This window comes from Micromonospora sp. NPDC003241 (assembly GCF_053589795.1).
This window is the reverse complement of the sequence record NZ_JBSFSO010000065.1, coordinates 13,387-31,812: the sequence shown is the minus strand read 5'-3', so window position 1 is coordinate 31,812 and position 18,426 is coordinate 13,387. Positions and strand designations below refer to the sequence as shown.

At 70.0% G+C, this 18,426-nt stretch carries 20 protein-coding genes, 1 tRNA gene and 1 pseudogene; 8 read left to right on the top strand and 14 right to left on the bottom strand.

The window, feature by feature from the left end; genetic code table 11:
- Positions 1 to 99: 99 nt before the first annotated feature.
- Positions 100 to 1,053 carry a ketopantoate reductase family protein gene (locus ACWDVW_RS30605; protein ID WP_449955881.1) on the bottom strand — a complete coding sequence of 318 codons (954 nt, stop codon included), beginning with the start codon at positions 1,051 to 1,053 and terminating at the stop codon, positions 100 to 102.
- 85 nt (positions 1,054 to 1,138) lie between these two features.
- Between ACWDVW_RS30605 and ACWDVW_RS30600 the strand changes: the two genes are divergently transcribed.
- Positions 1,139 to 1,708, top strand: a complete 570-nt coding sequence (locus tag ACWDVW_RS30600) for a TetR/AcrR family transcriptional regulator (protein WP_449955879.1) — start codon at positions 1,139 to 1,141, stop codon at positions 1,706 to 1,708.
- Between the two features lie 73 nt (positions 1,709 to 1,781).
- Positions 1,782 to 2,225, top strand: a complete 444-nt coding sequence (locus ACWDVW_RS30595; protein ID WP_449955876.1) for a hypothetical protein — start codon at positions 1,782 to 1,784, stop codon at positions 2,223 to 2,225.
- Between the two features lie 106 nt (positions 2,226 to 2,331).
- Here the strand turns inward: ACWDVW_RS30595 and ACWDVW_RS30590 are convergent, their stop codons facing one another.
- The 8 genes from ACWDVW_RS30590 to ACWDVW_RS30555 all read right to left on the bottom strand — a co-directional run bounded on the left by ACWDVW_RS30590 (position 2,332) and on the right by ACWDVW_RS30555 (position 9,319).
- Positions 2,332 to 3,363 (bottom strand): hypothetical protein, encoded by a 1,032-nt coding sequence (locus ACWDVW_RS30590; protein WP_449955875.1) that lies wholly within the window; start codon positions 3,361 to 3,363, stop codon positions 2,332 to 2,334.
- 133 nt (positions 3,364 to 3,496) lie between these two features.
- The gene (locus ACWDVW_RS30585) at positions 3,497 to 4,429 is read right to left on the bottom strand and encodes a zinc-binding dehydrogenase (protein ID WP_449955872.1); all 933 of its coding nucleotides are present in this window, start codon (positions 4,427 to 4,429) and stop codon (positions 3,497 to 3,499) included.
- A 132-nt stretch (positions 4,430 to 4,561) separates the two neighbouring features.
- The gene (locus ACWDVW_RS30580) at positions 4,562 to 4,963 is read right to left on the bottom strand and encodes a hypothetical protein (RefSeq protein ID WP_449955870.1); all 402 of its coding nucleotides are present in this window, start codon (positions 4,961 to 4,963) and stop codon (positions 4,562 to 4,564) included.
- 95 nt (positions 4,964 to 5,058) lie between these two features.
- Positions 5,059 to 5,355, bottom strand: a complete 297-nt coding sequence (locus tag ACWDVW_RS30575) for a hypothetical protein (RefSeq protein WP_449955868.1) — start codon at positions 5,353 to 5,355, stop codon at positions 5,059 to 5,061.
- The gene (locus ACWDVW_RS30570; protein WP_449955867.1) at positions 5,352 to 5,561 is read right to left on the bottom strand and encodes a hypothetical protein; all 210 of its coding nucleotides are present in this window, start codon (positions 5,559 to 5,561) and stop codon (positions 5,352 to 5,354) included. The genes ACWDVW_RS30575 and ACWDVW_RS30570 overlap by 4 nt, the downstream gene beginning before the upstream one ends.
- A gap of 130 nt (positions 5,562 to 5,691) precedes the next feature.
- A complete protein-coding gene (locus ACWDVW_RS30565; protein ID WP_449955865.1) occupies positions 5,692 to 6,903 on the bottom strand; it encodes a helix-turn-helix domain-containing protein in 1,212 nt (403 codons plus the stop codon).
- Between the two features lie 305 nt (positions 6,904 to 7,208).
- The gene (locus tag ACWDVW_RS30560; RefSeq protein WP_449955862.1) at positions 7,209 to 8,381 is read right to left on the bottom strand and encodes a hypothetical protein; all 1,173 of its coding nucleotides are present in this window, start codon (positions 8,379 to 8,381) and stop codon (positions 7,209 to 7,211) included.
- A gap of 440 nt (positions 8,382 to 8,821) precedes the next feature.
- Entirely contained in the window at positions 8,822 to 9,319 is a 498-nt protein-coding gene (locus ACWDVW_RS30555; protein ID WP_449955860.1) for an HAD domain-containing protein, read from the bottom strand.
- Between the two features lie 1,122 nt (positions 9,320 to 10,441).
- Here ACWDVW_RS30555 and ACWDVW_RS30550 point away from each other — a divergent pair.
- A pseudogene (locus ACWDVW_RS30550) lies at positions 10,442 to 11,512 on the top strand (site-specific integrase); the annotation flags it as partial.
- 136 nt (positions 11,513 to 11,648) lie between these two features.
- On the opposite strand, the gene ACWDVW_RS30545 reads toward ACWDVW_RS30550, so the two are convergent.
- Both ACWDVW_RS30545 and ACWDVW_RS30540 read right to left on the bottom strand, forming a co-directional pair.
- A tRNA-Val gene (locus ACWDVW_RS30545) sits at positions 11,649 to 11,720 on the bottom strand.
- A 50-nt stretch (positions 11,721 to 11,770) separates the two neighbouring features.
- Positions 11,771 to 12,235, bottom strand: a complete 465-nt coding sequence (locus ACWDVW_RS30540; RefSeq protein WP_449955857.1) for a TIGR02611 family protein — start codon at positions 12,233 to 12,235, stop codon at positions 11,771 to 11,773.
- 499 nt (positions 12,236 to 12,734) lie between these two features.
- Between ACWDVW_RS30540 and ACWDVW_RS30535 the strand changes: the two genes are divergently transcribed.
- A complete protein-coding gene (locus ACWDVW_RS30535; RefSeq protein ID WP_007457244.1) occupies positions 12,735 to 13,166 on the top strand; it encodes an SsgA family sporulation/cell division regulator in 432 nt (143 codons plus the stop codon).
- Between the two features lie 203 nt (positions 13,167 to 13,369).
- On the opposite strand, the gene ACWDVW_RS30530 is transcribed toward ACWDVW_RS30535, so the two are convergent.
- Positions 13,370 to 14,146 carry an SDR family oxidoreductase gene (locus tag ACWDVW_RS30530; protein ID WP_449955854.1) on the bottom strand — a complete coding sequence of 259 codons (777 nt, stop codon included), beginning with the start codon at positions 14,144 to 14,146 and terminating at the stop codon, positions 13,370 to 13,372.
- Between the two features lie 238 nt (positions 14,147 to 14,384).
- Between ACWDVW_RS30530 and ACWDVW_RS30525 the strand changes: the two genes are divergently transcribed.
- Positions 14,385 to 15,308, top strand: a complete 924-nt coding sequence (locus ACWDVW_RS30525) for a helix-turn-helix transcriptional regulator (RefSeq protein WP_449955852.1) — start codon at positions 14,385 to 14,387, stop codon at positions 15,306 to 15,308.
- 105 nt (positions 15,309 to 15,413) lie between these two features.
- Positions 15,414 to 15,869, top strand: a complete 456-nt coding sequence (locus ACWDVW_RS30520; RefSeq protein ID WP_350695468.1) for an RrF2 family transcriptional regulator — start codon at positions 15,414 to 15,416, stop codon at positions 15,867 to 15,869.
- 28 nt (positions 15,870 to 15,897) lie between these two features.
- Here the strand turns inward: ACWDVW_RS30520 and ACWDVW_RS30515 are convergent, their stop codons facing one another.
- On the bottom strand, positions 15,898 to 16,452 hold the full coding sequence (locus ACWDVW_RS30515; protein WP_449955850.1) for a flavin reductase family protein: 555 nt from the start codon (positions 16,450 to 16,452) through the stop codon (positions 15,898 to 15,900).
- A 311-nt stretch (positions 16,453 to 16,763) separates the two neighbouring features.
- On the opposite strand from ACWDVW_RS30515, the gene ACWDVW_RS30510 reads away from it, so the two are divergent.
- Together ACWDVW_RS30510 and ACWDVW_RS30505 are read left to right on the top strand one after the other, a co-directional pair.
- A complete protein-coding gene (locus tag ACWDVW_RS30510; protein WP_357898302.1) occupies positions 16,764 to 16,943 on the top strand; it encodes a DUF4236 domain-containing protein in 180 nt (59 codons plus the stop codon).
- Positions 16,944 to 17,082: 139 nt separating this feature from the next.
- On the top strand, positions 17,083 to 17,592 hold the full coding sequence (locus ACWDVW_RS30505) for a potassium channel family protein (RefSeq protein WP_449955848.1): 510 nt from the start codon (positions 17,083 to 17,085) through the stop codon (positions 17,590 to 17,592).
- Here ACWDVW_RS30505 and ACWDVW_RS30500 read toward each other — a convergent pair.
- On the bottom strand, positions 17,573 to 18,385 hold the full coding sequence (locus ACWDVW_RS30500) for a hypothetical protein (protein ID WP_449955846.1): 813 nt from the start codon (positions 18,383 to 18,385) through the stop codon (positions 17,573 to 17,575). The genes ACWDVW_RS30505 and ACWDVW_RS30500 overlap by 20 nt on opposite strands.
- Positions 18,386 to 18,426: the final 41 nt, after the last annotated feature.

Sequence of the window (18,426 nt, the reverse complement as noted above, 5' to 3'; positions counted from 1 at the left end):
GGGCGGCTCCAGGTTCGGCAACGCGCGGTGTCGGATGTAAGGAGGGGTCCCCTGCTATACACCAGGCGTTAGCAGGGGACCCCTCCTTACAAACAGCTCCTACACCCCGGACGCCGCCGCGTCCGCGAAGTACGGCTCGGCCGCCTCCAGCCGGGGCACCCGCACCCCCAGCCGACGCGCTTCGGCAAGCGTGTCCCGGCAGACCGCGCGCAACTCCTCGGGGTTGGCGTGCGCCGTCGTCACCCTGCGCGCCGGCGGGAAATGGGCGAACATCCCGGCGAGTGCCGGTGCGGCCAGCCAGACAGGCCCGGTGAACGGCAGCAGGGAGGATCGATGCCGCCGCAGATCGACGCCCCGCGCCTCGACCAGCGGTAGCAGCTCGCGGACGGCAAGGATCGCCTCGCGTAGGTCGCTTCGCGTCAGCGTGGACAGGGAACCTCGCCGCAGGCTCTGCGTGTGCAGACCCGCGTTCTGGACGAAGTGGATCGCCAACCAGCCCCGGAAGTCGGAGTTCTCCTGGATCCGGAAACCGGCCCCGCGAAACACCTCGCGGACGGCCCGCTCGCGCTCGGTGGGCGGCCGGTCGAGAGTGCCGAGGAAGACCATGGGCAGCAGCGACGCGCGCAGCACCCCGTCGTCGCCGAAACCACCGCCGGCCCCGGGAAAGCCCCAGGCCACCTGCTCGGTGGGGAGGTGTTCGATGGCGGTCAGCGGCTCGACCCACAGGTTGTTGAAGACGAGCACCGTGGCCCCGCCCACGCGCGGCCCCAGGAAGGCCGCAGCTTCCGCGAAGCCGTAGTGCTGCACGCTCAACACGATCAGGTCGAAGTCATGGTCCGGCTCCAGCGACTCGCGCAGGCGCACCGGCCACTTCTCGACGACACGCTTCCCCCACGGCCGCCGTCGCGCGTCGAGCAGATCAACGTCGATCGCATCTCCGTACGCCGCCGCCCGCCCCGGCCGGACGTAGAACTCGACGTGGTGCCCGGCCCGTTCCAGGGCCCACCCGTAGGCTGCACCGATCACGCCCCGCCCGAACATCAAGACCTTCAAGCGCCACCTCGCACCCTATAATCGGAGACAGTCTCCACTTTCAAAAATATGGAGACAGTCTCCACTTGTCAACACGGGACCCCACATGACCGACGCCAAGCCGCTCCGCGCCGACGCCCGCCGCAACCGCGAAGCCCTGATCGCCAAGGCCCGCGAACTCTTCGCGAAGAACTGCTTCAACCTGCGCTTCGACGACTTCGCCAAGCTGGCCGGCGTGGGCACCGGCACGCTCTACCGCCACTTCCCCACCCGGGAGGCCCTGGCCGAAGCGGTCTACCGCGAGGAACTCGCCGCGCTGTGCGACCGCGCCCGCGAGCTGCACGCCACCCTTCCCGCCGACGAGGCGCTAGAGTCTTTCCTGCGTGACTTCGTGGCCCACCTGCACGCCCACCAGGGCCTCGCCCGCACCCTCGCCACGCTCATGGCCACCCGCTCGGACACGCTCGCCGAGGGCGCCCAGTCCCTGCACCAGGTCATCACCGACCTGCTGGCCTCCGCCGCCGAGGCCGGCACCATCCGCGACGACGTGAGCGCCGACGCCGTCATGATCGCTCTGCACGGCATCTCCGCCACCCACGACCACCCGAGCTACCGCAGTCACGCGGATCAGGTCATCACGCTCGTCGTCGACGGTCTCCGCCGTACCGCGCCCTGAACGACGCCTGCCCGGCTCCACTTCTCGTACACCGCGCGCGATCCATCCGCCACGCCAACCCTCGGGAGGCACCGTGCGAGTAAGCAATGACAGAAGATGGCCGCGCTGGTTGATCGCGGTATCGCTCGTCGGCCTGGGCACCCTTACCGGCTGCGGCGGTGATGCCAGTGGCGGGCAGGTGGTCGAATCCGACGGCGTACGCACAATCGTCGCGCCAGCATCCGATGGCGGCCGGGATGCGCAGATTGCAGGAGAGTTGATCGTCGCCGACGGATGGTGCCTCGCCGTGCGGACCGCCGAGGGCAGTGTCTACCTCCTCGCCTGGCCGAACGGCACCACGCTCCTCGGGGATGGTCAGACGGGAGTGACGGTGCCCGGCAAGGGAGACATCAAGGTAGGCGACTCCTTCGAGGCAGGTGGCGGCTACCAGAGCCCACCCCTGGGCGACGGCTTCCCAGACGTGCCCACCGAGTGCGTCGGCTCGGAGGAAGTCGCGGTCATCGACAGCATCAACTAGAACGATCGGTGTATTTCTGGTCGAGCGGGCCGGCGGCGGCATCCCCTGTCGTTCCCCGGTCCGCTCGATCTGACCGTCAGGGCCATACCTGTAGGCACCGAGCTACTCACTCCATGACGGTCAGTTCGATGGTGCCGGTGGCGAGAAAATAGGGCGACGGCACGGCGGTCCGCCTTGTGTGAGCCATCCGTCGCCTGGTGGCCCGCCACCAGGAGTCGACATCGTGGGTGCCGGTGAGGAAGACGATCCGCCGCTGGTCGGGCAGCGGGACGACCGAGGGGCCGCAGACTCCGCGGGCCATCCACGACGGGATGCCGGGTGCGGCGGTGTCGAGCACGCGTACGGGCGTCGACCAGACCGCGCGGTCCGGCGACGGAGTGGCGGCGCGCATCACCCACAGCCCCTGCTCCGGGTAGGGCGTGGTGCCGTGCAGGTTGGTGCCGCGAGCCACCGTCATCTCCCACCCGCTCGGGATCGGATAGACGGCGTTGTCGAAGTAGCCCTCCGCACTCGTGGCGAAGCGCCGGGCAGGCTCCCACCGGACACCGTCGCTGCTGTCGGTCACGTGCAACTCGAAGTCGGGCTGCTCGCCGGGAGCGACCTCGTGTGGTGTGGCGAGAAACCACATCCGGTAACCGGTGTCGACGGCGATGACGAGCGGTTCGAGCACGCTGGGTCGCCCCGGCCATCCGCACAGGACCGGTGTCCCCTGTCGCACCCACCGCCCACGAGAGTCCTGCGTGAGGAGACCGATCGCGTACGCGCTGCCGCTGCCATAGTGACGTGCGCCGGCGCGGCCGGCGTAGTAGATGCGCGCACCACGGCCGGCGTGGGGTGGCACGTAGCTCGGGGTGTGCATGCCGCCCGCGTCCCACGCTCCCTTGGGCGGGTCGGCGACGAGCGGACGCCGGTCGAGCACCCACCCGGCCTGGTCCGGTCCCGTGCCGACGGGCAGCCGCGCCTGGTAGAGCCGGTTACGGAAGCTCGTGGAGAACCCGCCGATGAACATCACCCAGCGGCCCTCGATCAGATGGACGTCCGGGTCACTCAGCCCGAGAACCCCGCTCGGCATCTTGGCGCCGAGCATGTCCCAGATCGGCTGCCCGGTGACCGCACCTGAACCTGACGAAAACGGCATGGCGACCCCCTCAGCGAGCGCGCGTCAGCGCGGACTCCCCTGAGCGCCAGGTAGGTCGCGTGCAGCCTAACGGTTCGTACGGCGCGGAGTGTCCCGGCCCGTCCCGCACTGAAAGCTGATCCGAGGCAGGCACTCAGATCAGCAACAGGGTCTTGCCCACCGCGGTGCGGTTCTCGATCGCCGCGTGGGCATCGGCGGCACGTTCCAACGGAAAGGTCTGCCCGATGACCGGCCGGACGACTTCCGCCGCCGCCTGGGCGAACATCTGCTCCGCCCACCGCGCCACTTCCGGCCCGAACCCGAGCAACTGCTCGATGCCGATCACCTCCACGCCCCTGCGGTGCGCCTCGGCGGGCTCGATGACCGTGACCTCACCGCTGGCGGCACCGTGCACCGAGAAACGACCGCCACGGGCCGTCACCTCGAACGCGGCCCGCCCGATCTGGCCGCCGACACCGTCGAACACGACATCCGCTCCCCTGCCACCGGTCGCTTCGAGTACCCGCCCGGTCCAGCCCGGTTCGCTGTAGTCGACTACCACGTCGGCGCCCAGATCCCTGACCACATCCAGCTTCCGCGAACCGCGAGCAACTCCGACCACCCTCGCGCCCGCCGCACGGGCGAGCTGCACCAACAGGCTGCCCACCCCACCCGCCGCCGCTTCGACGAGAACCCACTCACCGGCGCCGATCGTGGCGTGTTCGACCAGCCCCTGCGCCGTGCTGCCGTCGCTGTACAGGGCGGTGGCCTCCGCAAGGCCCAGGCCGTCCGGCACCGGAAACAGGTCCCCGACCAGCGCCACCGCCTGCTCGGCGAAACCGCCGGTCTCTCCCGTGCCGGCCAGGACACGCCGCCCCCGCCACGCCGGATCCACCTGCGCGCCGACCGCGCTCACCAACCCGGCCACCAGACTGCCCGGCACGTACGGCAACTCCGGCCGTTCATGCCACCTGTCGGTGCCACGCCGGATCTGCGTCTCGACGAACGTCATGCCCGCCACCGCCACACTGACCACGACCTGGCCCGGTCCGGCCACCGGGTCAGGCACCTGAGCCGGCACCAGCACCTCGGGCTCCCCGAAACGAACTGCCTGAACCACCCGCATTGCATCCGCTCCCGTCCGTTCGCCGACGCGAACAGCGAGAGCATGCAACCTCACCTTAGGTTGAGGTCAACCGATGCATTCCGACGAGTTCAGTCAGTACCCGACGGATCGAGCCACCGAACGCCAAGCGTCGAGGGCCCATCTGAGGTCGGCCGTGTCCGCGCTGGTGAAGACCGTTTCCAGGTACGTTTCGTCAACGAAGTTGTAGCCGTACAGGGTGAACTCGACATCGCCGTCTCGGTGGTAGATCCAGGCGGCACGATGACCGACCCCGGCTCGGCCACCCTCACCCACCTTGCCTGTTGGGTCTGGTGGCAGTTCGGCATCGAGCGAGGCGATGATGTCGGCCCCATCGGCGCACCGCCATGGTTTTCCTGGCGAGACCCGCATCGTGCGGCCGGGCGCGCGCCATGTTGTGACGCCGGCCTTGGTGCATTCCCGCGTCCAAACATCGGAAAGCTCGATCGACCAACCATCGCCCAAGGACCTCTGCACGCCCCAAGTGTGACCCACGGCTGGCATCCCTCGATCGGTCACCGGAGACGGGTGTGGACTCACGCCAGGCCGGTCGGATCGGGGGTCTTTCGAGGTCATCCGGCCTGGTGGCGCTCCTGCCGGTCGAGTTCGGCTGACACGGTCGCCGTACTTCGCTGCTGTACTTCCGGCGGCTGCCTGGTCCAGCCGACGAAGCGGCGGTGCAGGGTGCCGGCAGGTGCCCAGGGCATGTCCTCGGCGGCTTGGACGAGGTAGGCCCCGAGGTAGAGGGTCAGCGACACCGGCGCGTCCGCGTACTCCGCGCGCAGCTCCCGCCGCCGCGTCGGACACGGCCACGGCAGGTCACAGCCCCCGCAGCTCCAGATCGGCATGACCGGGCCATGGCTGCTCACCGCTGATCCTCCGCCTGCGGCCAGTGTCCTCGGTTGATCGGTATCCGGTGCCGGGCCCGGCACGGTAGGTCAGCCCCGCAGGTGCAGATACGCCGCCAGTGCTGCCAGGACCACACCGGCCGATGCCGCCGGGCGAAGGTCAACGCGGTGGCGGACAGATAGCTGTCGTACGAGACGCGCCGCACGTACCCTCCCTCGTCGCTCACGAGGGCGGCTCGGTCGCCCTCTGGCTGGGAGACACGGCGGCCGGGCGTGACTCGCACCGACCACCGCATCCCGTGAGCGAGAAGCTACGGTCGGTGGCCGGGCGGGATAGGTAAGGTTCCTACCCCTGGTTCAGGAGACGAGTCCGACCTTCGTCGCCAGGTCACGGGCGGCATCCCGGGTGGAACGCGGACCGTCGAGCAGGTCCATGGTGATCTGGCGGGCGTACCCGTTGAACCGGATCGTCTCCGGAGCCGACTCGTACGCCTGCCGCAGCGTCGCCACGGTCGCTTCCTTGTCGTCCTTGCCGTAGTACGCCCGCGCGACCTCGATCAGGTGGCGTGCCCGACGCGGCCTCGACGGAATCGCCGCCGCATCATGACGACGGGCCTGCCGCGCCGCCTCGCCCGACTGCTGCAACTCCACCGCCACCGTCACCGCATGAGCGCCCATGATGACCCGGGAAAACGACGTCTGCGGCTGGTAGAAGCCCTCCGGCAGGCGCTGCGCCACCTGGTCCGCGCGGTCCCAGTACCGCCAGGCACGACCTTCCTCACCAGCACGAGCAGCCGTGTACGCGGCCTCGAAGTTCAGCGCACCCCACAACGCCAACAGATTCGTGCTCCCGTCAGCCGACCTCGACTCCAACGCCGACAGCACCTCCAGCGTCACCCTCATCGCGGTGTCCCAGTCGCCGGACTCCCGATGCACCTGACACAGGAACCACCCCGCACGAGCGATTGCCTCCGGATCACCGGACTCCTGCGCCGCCACCATCGCCCGATCCGTCACCCGCCACAGCAACTCGGCGGCAGGCTGGTAGGCGACGAACATCTGTGCCAGCCCGAGCGTCTCCGCCCACAGGGCCTGTGCCTCCCGCTGCTGGTCACCGTCGTACGCCAACACGGCCCGCTGCCCGTCCCGCAGCAACCCCGGCAACAACCCGCCCAGCACCGTACGGTGATCCGCCGCCTGATGACGCGCCCGCCACCCCGCCGCAAGCCGCTCCCGCAGACCCGACAACGACTCCGGCGGCGCGTCATCGGGAAGCACGACCTGATTCAGGGCCGCCCGGACCGACACCAGCGCAGGATGCTCCGGCCCGTTGACCACAGCAGACCGATCGCCCAACTCCGCCGCCAACGCAGACACGTCGATCTTCAGAGCACGCGCGATCCGATCCAGCATGTGAATACGCGGCGGCAGAATCCGATCCGTCTCCACCGCCTTGACCCACTCGGCGCTGCGGCCCACCAACCCGCCCAGCACCGTCCGAGACTTCCCGGACCGCTCCCGGTAGACCTTCAACCGCTGCCCGAACGTCAACTCCGGCAAGGAATCCACCCGGAACCCCCTCGCATAGCGCAGGATGCAGCACCGACCCACTGGCCGCCACCATCGCCAACGCTACCGACCAGCCCGACCCCTAATAACCCCTCACACACCAGGACTAGCCCCACGCCCAAGTGACATCCGGACCCCTCGCTTGTAAGCTCTGGGCGCGTCGTCGGGCAGTGTCCGTCCGCGTTTGCGACCTCGGGCGACGGTCTGTGCTCGGCCGCCGACGGCCGTCTTCGTCCCCGGTGGTTGCTGTCACCGTTGCTGTCAATAGCCGCCTCTTGCCGTGACCGGCCGCGCCGCCAGTGACTTTAGACTGACGGTAGGCCGACGTGGATCTCTTCACGTAGCACGTCCAAGGCGCCCTTAGCCGTAGCAGCGACGTGCGCCCAGGCTACTTGCCAACTCACGGGCGGAAATGCCAGGCCGATCTGCTGGAATGCTGTCACGGCGCGGTGCCGGGCGTCACCGTGCTGGGCACTGACGCGGAGGCGACGCAGGTGGATGAGCGTTTCGATCGCGGCAGCGACCCGATCCGCCGCCTCGACGTCAAGGACTGCTGAGAGGTGGTCCCGGACGGCTTCGAGCGCCCCGCCCTGCGGAGGTGAAGCCTGCCCAGGCTTGACAACCTGGCCCAGTACGTCCGCCAGGGCGCTCATCAGGGAGTTGAACTCCTCCTCGCTACCGCATTCTTGGGTGAGGCGGGCGACACTTGCAGGGTCGAGGTTCACGAACAGGTGTGACCCAGTCCGGTACCTCCACACGGCATCGAGGTAGCCGACCGCGTACGGAATGTCGAGCGCACCAAATGACAGTGGCACGCTCGGCGGACCGGGTGGCGCTACCTGCTCAATGACGCGGTCGAGGTAATCATCGATTGAGACCAAGCCGCGGTAGGCGCGCAGCACCGCCGGCACCTGGACCGTCCACTCCTCTTTCGCCGGGTCGGGCTTGTGCACAACGGAATATAGGAATGGCTCGTGGGCGAGCAGCTGGCGGAGCTTGCGCATCGGAGCCTCCGGAGGTGGGGCCGCGCCGGTGCCGATGCTAGCGGTCGACAGTTCGTTCCTGATTTCTGCGCTGGTCACCGTGGCCTCGACGACGTTGGTCGGGGACGGGACGAGGTTTCGCTTCCGGTCGACGAAGTGCCGGATTGTGGTTATGAACGACCGGAGAAGAGGCTCCGCCTCCGGCACGTACCGCAGGCCGGCGACGGTGAGCGCGATCGGCGCATCCAGCCGGACCGGCGCGTAGGAGTCTTGGCGCCACGTCAGTCCATAGCTCAATGACGTCGGACTCCGCTCCCCGATGCTCGGGAGCGATGCAAGGACGTCGGCAGCGTTGTCTACGCCGAACCGGGACTCGAGCGTTAGGTCGACGTACTGCCAGATTGGCCACTCGCCGGCCCGGTCGAACTGCTCGAAGATGACCCGGATCAGGTGTTTCTGTTCCGGGTTGAGCGGCTCTCGCAGCGATCCGGCCACTTTCACGGTCTCCTCACGTGTCGCTTCCGGCGTAGCTTCGCATCAGCACCCTGATGCTCGTCCTGCCTCATCTGACTTGGCCGCAACCGTCGTCGCCGCCCTGCGGGCAGATCATCCTAGAGCGCGGCTCGGGGCATTCGGGAGGGTGACGGCTTCGGTGTGAAGGAACCACCTCCCGTCAATGAGCTGGGCGAGTAACCGGCATGAGCTGCTTGAACAGTCCCCTATCGTCCGTGGGCGTCCGGTGTCGGCCGCCCCGGTCGTCACCCAGCCCGAGTATCAGACGTTGAAGCGGAACTCAGAGCCGCCGTGGCCTGACCTGCGTCACGATATTGGGAGTACTGGTCTCGGCCCGTCGGCGGCTCACGCCATTGGTTACTGGTTGCCGAGGTTTGACGCTGTCTTGTGCCCCATGTGTGCCCCGCGTCGGAGATGCTGCGTCACCAGCTCCGCTCGCCGGCAAGCAAGTTCTCAGCCCAAACAAGCGCCCGGAGGACTGCCGCTTGGGTCAACCCTTCGACCGGGTCAACATCGACTAGCAGCGTCGGTGCCTTACGCCCCTCCGCCCAGGTACATGCCTCCGGCGTCAACGCGTCGTCGATCCACACCGCAGGTCGTGACCCGACATAACTGGCGACGGCCGGCACCTTCTCCCGTGGCTCGAACGGGATTGGAGGAAAGCCGATCACGGGCAGCTGTGGAAGCTGTAGCACCGGCGCGAGAAGTCGATTCGCCTCGGCACCCCACCCGGTTGCCCAGGCCATCTCGAACCGGTTACCCAACTCCCGAAGCCAAGCCGCGTGAGCACGGCACAGCCGTACCGGTTCCTCGTCCGGGAAGAAGTCGAACTCCTCGTAGCCAGATGGACACTGGTCGGCCCCGAACGGGTTCAGAACCCCGTCGACGTCAAGCAGGAGAAGAGGCAGGCCGTGTGACATGGTTGCCACGATACGGATCCGGAGCGTACGTCGACTCGTCCCTCCTGGGAGCGGGCTGCCCGGCCAGCCACGTCAAGACTGCCTTGACGCACAGATGGACCTGCAGGAACGGGCCAGTCGGCTTTCGTGTCGCGGACCGTGCCCCGGCGGACACCGCCACAGCGGCGCAGTTGACCTGACCTCGGCCGGTACGGACCCGGCTCCTGGGGTCGGCGCTGGCCACCGGCGGTCGCCCCTCCCCCTCCCAGGTGAGCAGTTGACCTGACCGTGAGCGGCTGCGGAGTCGGCTCCTGGACGACCAGCATGCCCTCGGCGGACACCGCCCCCATGCTTGGGGCTTGCCGCGCGGACCCGGCGACGCGTTACCTGCGCCGCGCTGCTCAAGCGCGGCGCGGCCGGCTTGCCGGCGACGAATCTCACCGTTCCCTCGCTATCCCGTCTGCGGCGGCCCCTGGGCCGCGCCAGCCGCCGGGCGTGTTGCGTGGCCGGAGTCGGAGCGACAGCGGAGCGACGGACGCGCGCCCAGGCGGCGGCGCGTGCGGCCCGTCCAGGGCCGCCTTGATAGACGTACAGAAAGTCCTCCCACACCAGCCGGCAGCCGATCCGGACCAGCTCGGCACCGAGGTTCACGACAGGTTGACGAGTCGGTACCCGGTGCTACTCTGGCGGTCGTCGAGCACGCCAGTGCGGCCATCCTGCCGGATCGCTGGGCTCGACCACGGAGATGCTGAGCGGCCTTCCTGCCGCTAATGCGGGCCAGATCCCGCCGGTTCTCGATCACCCTGGCCGCGATGTCGGCCCCGGAATCCGCTGAGTGGCCCAGCACAGCCTTCCCGCCGTCACGATGGCCCGGATTCGCATTCCCTCGACGGGTGGGGCTCGCCTGCGGCAACCCGCCGGATGCCGACTCCCAGGCACCCCACCCGTCCCGGCCTAACCAGCACGGCAACCGGAAGGACCTCACCTCAACGGCGGTCAGTTCGGCTCCGGCATCTCCAAGGTCAAGATGAAGATCGCCACCGGCGAACTGCGCTCCATCAAGGACGGCAAGTACCGCCGCATCCTGCCCGAGTGGGTCGACGACTACATCCGCGAGCAGATCGACCGGCAGGAGGCCGCCTGATGCCCGCCCGTGCCCGCGCCAACGGGGAAGGCTCGATCTTTCCGTACCGCAACGGCTTCGCCGCGTACGTCTGGGTGACCAAGCCGGACGGGAAACGCACCCGCAAGTACGTCTACGGCAAGACCCGGGACGCCGTCCACGACAAGTGGATCAAACTGCACCAGCAGGCCAAGGCCGGACCGGTGGCGACCAGCGTTCCGACCGTCAGCAGCTTCCTCGCCTACTGGCTGACCGAGATCATCGAGCCGAACCGGGCGCCGCTCACCTACGCCACCTACGAGACGTTCGTCCGCCGTTACCTCTCCCCCGGCCTCGGCACCAAGCGACTCGACCGGCTCCAGGCGCGGGACGTGCAGACCTGGCTGAACCAGGTGGCCCGCACCTGCCAGTGCTGCGCCCAGGGCAAGGACGCCGCCCGCCGCAAGGAGAAACGTCGCTGCTGCGCGGTCGGCCGCTGCTGCCAGGCCGTCCCGTCGACGCGCACGGTCAGCGACATCCGCGCCGCACTGCGCGCCGCCCTCACCCACGCCCAGGCCGAAGGCCTCATCACCCGCAACCCCGCCGTACCGGTCACCCTCGCCACCGTCCGCCGTCGACGCGGCAAGTCCTGGTCCAGCGACGAAGCACGCCGCTTCCTCGAATCCGCCCGTGCCGACACCGATCCGCTCTACGCCGCGTACGCCCTGGTCCTCGTCACCGGCCTGCGCAAAGGCGAAGCCCTCGGCCTCACCTGGGCGGACGTCGACCTCGACGCCGGGGAGCTGACCATCGGCCGCCAACTGCAACGCGTACGCGGAAAGCTCCTGCACCGCGACACCAAGACCCAGGCATCCGACGCCACCCTGCCCCTGCCCGACATCTGCCTGACCGCACTCAAGCTGAGGAACGAGCAGCGCGACGAAGCACGCGCGACAGCCGGTAAGGCGTGGCACGACAACGACCTGGTCTTCACCACCCGCTACGGCACACCCATCGAGCCGCGCAACTTCCAGCGCTCCTGCCAAACCCGCAGCGACGAGGCCACAACAACCCCGATCACCGTCCACAACGCCCAACGCACGTGCACAACATCAACGCGACAGCCTGCGCGGATCAACGCACCGCAACCACCGCACCGTGGGGCATCCGGGGGCTCGGCCCCCGGAGCAGAAATGACAAGGCCCCCTGGTCCGCGCATTCTGCGGACAGGGGGCACCTGGGGACTTGTGGGCGATACTGGGATCGAACCAGTGACCTCTTCGGTGTGAACGAAGCGCTCTCCCGCTGAGCTAATCGCCCTCAGCGCGGATGACTCTACCCGATCGTGCGGCCGACCCGCGAACCCGGGGTCAGTTCGTGGCGAGGTAGCGCAGGACCTGGGCGATCACGTCGATGCCGAGGCTGTACTTGATCGAGAGCAGGGCGACGGCGCCGACGAAGACGAGGCCGACCGAGCCGATGACCAGGCGTAGGGCCAGTGACTGTCGCTTCACCCAGGCCGTCCAACCGTGGACGTGGCGGCGGGTGAAGGCGAGCAGGCGTTTGGCCCAGTGGAACTCGACGGCCCAGATGCCGAGGCCAGCGATCACCAGGAGCCAGCCGGGGCCGGGTAGCGGGATGAGCACGATGCCGATGGTGACCACGAGGGCGCCGAGGACGCCGATGACGACCCGGAGGGCCAGGCGGCCGGTGGGGTTGGCACGGATCAGCGCGAGGGTGGTGGAGAGGCGCTGCCGCCAGCGGGGCCGCCGGGGTGCGCCGGTGGGGTCCGGCCCGTCGCCGGTCCGGTCCGCCTCGATTCGCTCGTTCCGCATGCGGTGAGGATTTCCCCGTCCGGCGGGGCTATTCCCGTCGGAGAAGCCTCGTTCGTTGCGGCCGGTTCGGCGGTTGTCGGCCGGTTCGTTCTCGACTACTGACCGACCGTGCCGGTCGTGCTGTTCGTTCGGCACCCGTACCCCCGCTGTTCGGCTCTGCGGGCCGCGCCGTTCGACGGGCCTCGCCTCGCCAGCTGATCCACTGAGGATCGCTCACCGATCATTTCACGCCCAGTGTGGCGCGGGACCGTCACTGCAACGGCCGACTGGACGTTACCGGAGTAAGTCGACGACTGAGCTACCCGATGATCGGGCGCGATCAACACACTGGGCAGAACCGGAAATCCTAGACGAATTTTCACGTTCTCGGGGCCTTTCCGAACCCTCTCCCACCACTGGGTGAAGTCAGCGCATGGCGGAGCGTAGCCAGGAGTAGCGGCTGAGTATGGGAAAAGCGGGACACGCGCGTTCCGCACGCGGTGCCGGGGGGAGAACGTCCATGAGTGTCATCCGACCGACGACCGTTGAGGTCGAGACGTCGCTAAGGCTAGTCGCGCCTGACGCCACCGCATTGCCGGTGCGCGCCAGTCTGCGCTACGACCCTGCTGACCCGTATGCGGTCCATGTCCTGTTCCACGCCGAATCGGCCGGTGGCGAGGCGGTGAGCTGGTCGTTCGCTCGCGAGCTGCTGGTCACCGGGCTCGACGAGCCGGCCGGTATCGGCGATGTGCGGGTCTGGCCGTGGGCCACCCCGCGCGGCGACTTCGTCGCGCTGGCGCTGTCGTCGCCCGACGGCAACGCCCTGTTCGAGGTGCCGCGCAGCGTGCTGGTGCGCTTCCTGCGGCGGACCTACGTCGTCGTCCCGCGCGGCCGGGAGGCCGAGCACCTGGACGTCGACACGGCGGTGAACCGGCTGCTCGCCGGTCGCTGACCACCGACCCAGGCGGGGGCCGCGCGGATCTGCCGAGTCCGCGCGGCCCCGGCTTGTCCGGCGGTACGCACACCACCCGCGCCACCGGCCCCAGAGCGCCACCCGCACCCGCGTCCACGCCTGCCAGCCGCACCACGCGACCTGGCCCCTGGCCGGGCCGCACCAAGGACTCCGCACGTCCGCGCGATCAGCACCACGGACACTCAGCCGTGCGTGGTGATGCCCCCGTCGACCGGGATCACCGCGCCGGTCAGGTACGCGCCGGCCCGCGACGCCAGGAAGATCGCGACGCCGGCCATGTCCTCCGGTCGACCGATCCGACCGAGCGGCACCTGCGCCTCGACGGCGGCCCGAGCGTCCGGGTCGTCCAGCACGAACGCCATCATCTTGCTCTCGAACGGTCCCGGGGCGACGGCGTTGACGGTGATCCGCTCGCCGACGAGTTGGTGCGCCAGGGTGCGGGTCAGCATGTGCAGGGCGGCCTTCGTCGCCGAGTAGGCGTACACCTCCATGGCCGGGACCCGGATGCCGTCGACCGAGCCGATGTTGATCACACGGGCCGGGTCGTCGGCGCTGGCGGCGGTGCGCAGCACCGGCAGCAGTTCGGTGGTGAGCCGGAAGACGGCCTTGACGTTCACCGCCCAGAGCTTGTCGAAGGCGCTCTCCGGATACTCCGCGAGCGGCGCACCCCAGGTGGCGCCGGCGTTGTTGACCAGGACGTCGAGCCGGTCGACCCGGCCCCGGACGGCGGCGGCCAACTGCCGCGCGCCGTCGTCGTCGCCGAGGTCGGCCGGGATCGCGGTGCAGTGGCCGAGCGCGGACAGCTCCTCGGCGACCGCCTCGCAGACGGCCGCCTTGCGGGACGAGATGATGACGCGCGCGCCGGCCGCCACGAACCCTCGGGCGATCATCAGCCCGATCCCCCGCGAACCGCCGGTCACCAGGACATTCTTGCCGTCGACCGAGAACAGATCCTGCATGCCCATCCCCTCGCGAGCCGGCCGCGGCTCCCCGGCGGTCGGGCCGCCGAGGCGGACCGTTCGCCCGCCACGGCGACCAGATGACTACCGCTCGGTAACGTAACCGCCGGCCGGCACGCCGACAAGAGCAGGCCACCCACCCCGGTCGATCGAGGTGTGGACGCGGGCGGCGCGGGCTCGGCGACGCGCCCATCACCAGAGGTGCGTACCGGCCGGTCGCGGGCTAACGTCGCAGGTGATGGTCCCTTCCGGTCACCTCGACAGGGTTCTGCCCCACGCCGCCTCCGGCCCGGCCGAGATCGACACGATCACGCTGGGTGATCTCAAGCCCGACACCGGGTGGCGACGCCCGGTCCTGCTCGACCGGGAGCTGATCGTGCTCGGCACGGGCGGTCACGGCGTCGCCGAGGTGGACTTCCGCGCCCAGCCGTGCCGCCCCGGCACACTACTGCGCGTACGCGCCGGGCAGGTGCTGCGCTGCCCGCCGCCCCGTCTGGACGCCACCGTGGTCCGGTGGCACCCGGACACGTTGCGCGGGCTCGACGTCGACGTCGACGACGTACCCACCCGGGTGCAGCTCGCCGGTGAGGACGAGGACGCGGTCATCAACGAGGTGACCCAGTTGACCGTGGACGTTCGTCGGCACCAGGACGTGCCGGCCGGCCGCAGCCTGCTGCGCCACCAGCTCACCGTGCTGCTGCTGCGCCTGAGCATGCTGCCGTCCGAGCAACGCCGCGCCGGTCGCCCGGAGGAGGAGACCTTCCGTCGGTTGTGCCGCGAGGTGGAGCGCGGCTACCAGCGCACCCGTCGGGTCGAGGACTACGCCGAGCGGCTGGGCTGCTCGGTGCGTACCCTCACCCGGGCCTGCCTGGCGGTGACCGGGCACAGCGCCAAGCAGGTGGTGGACGAGCGGGTCGCGCTCCAGGCCAGCCGGTTGCTGGCCGCCACCGACGAGCCCATCGCCCGGATCGGTCGGCAGCTCGGCTTCACCGAGCCGACCAACTTCGGCCGGTTCTTCACCCGCGAGGTCGGGGTCAGCCCCGGGGCCTTCCGGGCCGCCCGCGAACATCCCGGACCGAGCCCGGTCGTCCGTCCCCGGTCGCCCGCCGAACCGGCCCCGATGCTGCGGTCCCGCCCGTCGATCGAGGCCCGTCGGGCCTGACGCGGCCCTCCGGCGCGGTCCGTCGGGCGTGACGTGGCCCATCCGGTCGGTCACTCCGTCAGCCCGGCGACGCCCAGGCCCGGGCCGGTTGGGCATGATGGCAGGGTGCAGATCTCCGCGCGTGGCGACTACGCGGTACGGGCGGCGCTGAGCTTGGCCGCCGCGTACCCGGCATTGCTGTCCACCCAGACCATCTCCGCGGAGCAGGACATGCCTCGCAAATTCCTGGAGGCGGTCCTGGCCGATCTACGCCGGGCCGGGCTGGTCCGTGCCCAGCGCGGCGCCGAGGGCGGGTACGCCCTGGCCCGGCCGCCCCGGGAGGTGACCATCGGGGCGGTGCTGCGTGCGGTGGAGGGACCGCTGGCCGGTGTTCGCGGGCTGCGCCCGGAGGAGACCAGTTACGACGGGGTGGCGCAGCACCTGCCCGGGTTGTGGGTGGCGGTGCGCGCGTCACTGCGCCGGGTGGTCGACGAGGTGAGCCTGGCCGACGTGGTGGGCGGCCGACTGCCCACCCACGTCCGTCGACTCACCACGGCGCCCGACGCCTGGGAACCTCGCTGACCCACCCGCCCGTCGTGGGTGGACACGGTCACGCGGCGGCTGCCGTGGTGTATCCGCCCCGGTGGTGCAGCAGCGGCGGGCCGTCGACCCCTTCGGCGAGCGCCAGCGGCTCGGCGATCACCAGCGAGTGGTCGCCGGCGGGCACCCGGTGCACCACCCGGCAGAGCAGCCGCGCCAGCACCCCGGTCAGCAGCGGCAGCCCGAACGGCCCGGCCTCCCAGTAGGGGTACGCGGCGAAGCGGTCGACGCCCTTGGTGGCGAAGATCCGGGCGGCCTCGGTCTGGTTGGCGGCGAGCAGGTGCACGGCGACGTGCTCGGCCCGGTCGAGCACCGGGGAGCTGGACGAGGTCGCGCCGAGGCAGAACGACACCAGCGGCGGGTCCAGCGAGACGGAGGTGAACGAGGTCGCGGTGAATCCGGCCCGCAGGGGTGCGCCCACGTCACCGAGGCAGGCGGGTCGGGTGCCCCGGGCCACGGCGGTGACCACGGTGACCGTGCTGGCCTGACGGCGCAGCAGCGTACGGAACAGCTCCGGGTCCACCGGCCGCAGCTCGTCGGTGCGGCTGCGCTGCGCGGTGGTCACGCCGTCACCGGCGCCGGGCGGCGGGTCGGCGCGGCCGGTGCGATGGGGTGAGGGGTGCGGTGCATGAGGGGTCCTCTCCGAAACGCCGGGTGGAGTCGGCAACTCAGCGCTTCCCATTATTTGGGATGAACGCACTTTCACTCCACACACTCATGATTCAACCAGGATCTTGAGCCTGAGAAAACCCATCTGATGAATAGGATATTCGGGCTACTGCGGACGTTCGACTTCCACTGTGCAGAGCGTGGTTTGGCCGATCTTCGTTACGGGAATCTTCGATGCCGCGCGGGGATGACGAAGGGAGGCCCACGATGGGTCTGATGTTCCGCAAACGCAAGAAGTACGGGCCGCTGATCCTGAACTTCACCGAGAACGGTTTCTCGTCCTGGAGCATCAAGATCGGTCGCTGGTCGTGGAACTCGCGGGCCAAGGCGCACCGCGTCGACCTGCCCGGCCCGCTCTCCTGGAAGCAGGACAAGTCCCGGACGTGAGCCCGGAGGTCGCGCGGGGCGTCGGAGCAATCCGACGCCCCGTTCGCATGTGTCGGCGGCCCACCCCGACCTCGGTCTGCCGCACCCGGAATCGACGGATCCGCCCGGTCGGCGGGGTGTCGGACCGGACAATCTCGACATGCCACGGACACCGGACCATCCGCACGAGCGTCGGCGGGCATGGTTGGCCGGCCTGCTGCTCCTGGTCGTGTACTTCGTCGTACCGGTCGAGGCCGATCCCAACGGCGCCCGGCTCGGCCTGCGCGTCGCCCTGACGCTGCTGTTGTTGGGCGGAGTCGCCGCACTGGTCACCGGCCAGGTACGCCGCCAACTCGTCGCCGTCGCACGCGGACGGCAGCCGCCCTCGGTGGTGCACCTGGTGGTGGCCCTGATCGCCGGACTGCTCGCCTTCGCCATGGCCGACTACGTCGTCGCCCGGGTGGCTCCGGAGCAGTTCGTCGCGCTGCACACCCGGGTGGACGCGCTCTACTTCGCGCTCACCACGTTGACCACCGTCGGCTACGGCGACGTGCACGCCCAGGGGCAGTTCGCCCGGGTGCTGGTCTGCGCGCAGCTCGTCTTCAGCATCGGCGTGATCGCCACCGGCGCGTCCCTGGTGGTCAAACGGCTCACCGAGCGGCGGCCGTGATCACCACGTCACCGCCGAGCCGGCCCTGCTCCGGGTCACGCCGCACCGCGCCCACGTCGAGCAGCGCGTCCAGGGCCCGCACCGCGTCCACGGCCCGGTACGCCGTGTCGGTCACCGCGTACCGGCGCAGCTCGGTCACCGTACGCGGGCCGGAGCGGGACAGCTCGGCGAGCAGCGCCCGGCCCAGCGGCGCCGGGTCCGCCTGACCGGCGCCCACCGCCCAGAGGCTCTCCTTGAACGACTCCAGGCTGCGGTCCGAGGCGGTGCCGAAGCCGATCCGCCGACCGGCGGGCACCTCGACCTCGACGACCAGCGGGAATCCGGCGTCGACGAGTGCCGACCGCAGCGGGGTGTCCGGACCGGCCGGCACCAGCACCTCACCGGGTCGGCCGGAGGCGGCGGCGGAGAGCGCCACCGGGTCGACAGCACCCTCCACCTCGAGGTAGGACAGCACCGGCGCGCCGGACGCCCCGGACGCGCGCAGCGCCACCGGCAGCAGGGCCGTCGGACCGGGCATCAGGTGCACGGTGACCTCGGCGGGCAGTCCCGCCTCGGCGGCACCGAGCCGGGCCGGCAGCTCCTCGGTGCCGCCGGCCAGCACCAGCACGGTCAACCGGGCACCGCGTACGTCGGCGGCGCACTCGCCGGCCACCCGGACGACCTCCTCGGCCAGGGCGGGGTCGCGCCCGTCGTACCCGAGGACCACCGTCGCCCGGCGCGCGCGTCGCAACGCGCCCGGCACCCAGACCCTCAGGTGCCGGACCACCACCTGCCGCCCCACCTCATCTGCCACCCTGCCGTTCTACCGCACCGCCCGGCGGCGACGCGGCCACC

Bases quoted from the DNA above. Each gene is read 5' to 3' on its own strand.
- ACWDVW_RS30510 (WP_357898302.1), top strand. From the start codon at position 16,764: ATGGGTCTGATGTTCCGCAAACGCAAGAAGTACGGGCCGCTGATCCTG.
- ACWDVW_RS30590 (WP_449955875.1), bottom strand. From the start codon at position 3,363: ATGCCGTTTTCGTCAGGTTCAGGTGCGGTCACCGGGCAGCCGATCTGG.
- ACWDVW_RS30525 (WP_449955852.1), top strand. From the start codon at position 14,385: ATGGTCCCTTCCGGTCACCTCGACAGGGTTCTGCCCCACGCCGCCTCC.
- ACWDVW_RS30540 (WP_449955857.1), bottom strand. From the start codon at position 12,235: ATGCGGAACGAGCGAATCGAGGCGGACCGGACCGGCGACGGGCCGGAC.
- ACWDVW_RS30600 (WP_449955879.1), top strand. From the start codon at position 1,139: ATGACCGACGCCAAGCCGCTCCGCGCCGACGCCCGCCGCAACCGCGAA.
- ACWDVW_RS30505 (WP_449955848.1), top strand. From the start codon at position 17,083: ATGCCACGGACACCGGACCATCCGCACGAGCGTCGGCGGGCATGGTTG.
- ACWDVW_RS30530 (WP_449955854.1), bottom strand. From the start codon at position 14,146: ATGCAGGATCTGTTCTCGGTCGACGGCAAGAATGTCCTGGTGACCGGC.
- ACWDVW_RS30535 (WP_007457244.1), top strand. From the start codon at position 12,735: ATGAGTGTCATCCGACCGACGACCGTTGAGGTCGAGACGTCGCTAAGG.
- ACWDVW_RS30555 (WP_449955860.1), bottom strand. From the start codon at position 9,319: ATGTCACACGGCCTGCCTCTTCTCCTGCTTGACGTCGACGGGGTTCTG.